We start from the raw sequence: 1539 nt of genomic DNA, 5'->3' as shown, positions 1-1539 counted from the left end.
CGAGCCTTCCTGCCATTCACCCTATGCTCCGTCCCATGTCCTCCAGCGCCCCGCCCGTCCTCGAGCTCGCCGAGCCCCCTGCCCTCGCCTGGGAGCTGCTGCGCGCCGCCGTGGCCCGCCGCCCCGCGCACCCCAGCGAGGTGCCCCGGCTGGAGGTGCGCGTGAATCACCTCACGCCGAATCCGCGGCAACTCGCCCGCTACCGCGAGGTGTGTGGCTTCCCCGAGGACGGGGACCTGCCGCTGCCCTTTCCCCAGGTGCTCGCCGCGCCGCTGCACCTGGCGTTGCTCAACCGCCCCGAGTTCCCCTACCGGCTGCTCGGGATGATCCACGTGCGCAACCTCATCCGCCAGGAGCGCCGGCTGGCCGAGGGGGCCGCGCTCTCCGTGCGCGTGTGGATGGAGGGGCAGCGCGAGGTACGGCAGGGGCGCGAGCTGGACCTGCACACGCTCGTGGAGCAGGACGGGGTGCGCGTGTGGAGCGCCGTCACCACCATGCTGCGCCGTCTGCCCGGCCTGGGCGAGCGTCCGCGCGAGGAGAGGCCCACGAGCGCCACGGCCTCCGGCACCGAAGAGGATCCTGTCTTCGCCCACAGCCGCCCCACGCTCTGGACGGTGCCCGAGGACACCGGCCGGCGCTACGCGAGTGCTTCCGGGGATTACAACCCCATCCACCTGTATGGCCTCACGGCGCGGCCCTTCGGATTCAAGCGCGCCATCGCGCACGGCATGTGGACGGTGGGCCGCTGCGTGGCGGAAATGGGCCAGGCGGCGAAGGAGCCAGCGCTCACCCTTTCCTCGGAGTTCCGCCGTCCGCTGCGGTTGCCCTCGCGGGTGGTGTTCCAGATGGCGGCGTCACCGGAGGGCGTCGCCTACCGCGTGAAGTCCGAAGAGGGCCAGCCGCACGTCCTGGGCCGACTGTCACCCTGACGTCGGGCGTCAGCGTCTACGCCTTCGAAATGTGTGGCCACGGCCACTCGCCGGGCCGGCGCGGCGTCACCGACATGGAGCAGGCGGTGAGTGAGCATGCCCCGATTTCGTGGCTCTCCCGCACTACAGGTGCGCGGAGAACCCAAACAGTAGAGAGGAGATGGCCCCGGGCATTATTGGGCCTCGAGTGGCGCGCAGCATCACCAGCACACGAGGGCCGCCGTTTCCCCCACCGCCGCCGTTCCCAGCAGGAGGAGAATCCGCACGCTGTTGGGCCCAATCACCTTGCCGAAGCGCTCTCCCGCCTCGCGCAGCTCCGCGAACGTGCTGGCCTCCGCCGCCTCCTCCCAGAGTTTGAAGTAGGCCCGTAACAGGTCGAAGAACTCCCAGCCCAGGTAGCTGCACCGGGGTGCATCGAGCTGCCAAGGTGACCCGTGCGGTTGGATTGCGGACCCTACGACACGAGGCACCTTTTGCCCGCGCTGTCCAGTCTGTCCGGATTTGTCAGGGCCACCCGATAGAGTGGGCGTCATCCATCGGAGGCGCTGATGACATCCACGCTGCTGGTGCTACTGCTCCTCGCGCAGGCGGAAGGGCCCGACAACCCACC

Annotated in this window: 2 protein-coding genes; one reads left to right on the top strand and one right to left on the bottom strand. The window is 69.9% G+C overall.

What is annotated here, in order from left to right:
* Window positions 1–23 precede the first annotated feature (23 nt).
* Window positions 24–929: a MaoC/PaaZ C-terminal domain-containing protein gene (locus VF794_RS34860; RefSeq protein ID WP_331117441.1), complete on the top strand. Its 906-nt coding sequence runs from the start codon at window positions 24–26 to the stop codon at window positions 927–929.
* Window positions 930–1129: 200 nt separating this feature from the next.
* On the opposite strand, the gene VF794_RS34855 is transcribed toward VF794_RS34860, so the two are convergent.
* On the bottom strand, window positions 1130–1399 hold the full coding sequence (locus tag VF794_RS34855; protein WP_331117440.1) for a hypothetical protein: 270 nt from the start codon (window positions 1397–1399) through the stop codon (window positions 1130–1132).
* Window positions 1400–1539: the final 140 nt, after the last annotated feature.

Source organism: Archangium sp. (assembly GCF_036389735.1).
Classification (GTDB): Bacteria; Myxococcota; Myxococcia; order Myxococcales; family Myxococcaceae; genus Archangium.
Note: the sequence above shows the minus strand (reverse complement) of the source record. Positions and strands in the feature narration are given on the sequence as shown.

Excerpts from the sequence above, each read along its gene's own strand:
- VF794_RS34860 (WP_331117441.1), top strand. The coding sequence starts at position 24 with ATGCTCCGTCCCATGTCCTCCAGCGCCCCGCCCGTCCTCGAGCTCGCC.